Annotated in this window: 1 protein-coding gene; it reads right to left on the reverse strand. The window is 54.5% G+C overall.

The genetic code is table 11. The features are described 5' to 3' along the window. Nucleotides 1-208, reverse strand: a 208-nt coding sequence (locus LRL21_RS45350; RefSeq protein ID WP_240422264.1) for a hypothetical protein, incomplete at its 3' end; no start/stop codon positions are given. Nucleotides 209-253: the final 45 nt, after the last annotated feature.

Here is a 253-nt window from a genome sequence, read left to right on the forward strand (position 1 = left end):
GCGTATTAACCACCGCCATCCCCGTTGCCATGTCCGGATTAGACTTCCAGTAGTCCCAACCATCCGCAAGGCTACTACCTGGGCGCGTCTGCTTTTCATACTCAGGGTTGGCCACGATGTTACTGTCCGTCCCATACTTGAACATAACTGAATCCACGTATACGATTCCTGACCCATTAGGAGCCGTGGAAGCTAGACCTGCATGCACACGTGCTCGCTTGGCCGTGGCGGGTATGACACCCGTTGCCGATAA

Origin of the sequence: Paenibacillus periandrae, from assembly GCF_022458865.1 — a bacterium.
Classification (GTDB): domain Bacteria; phylum Bacillota; class Bacilli; order Paenibacillales; family NBRC-103111; genus Paenibacillus_S; species Paenibacillus_S periandrae.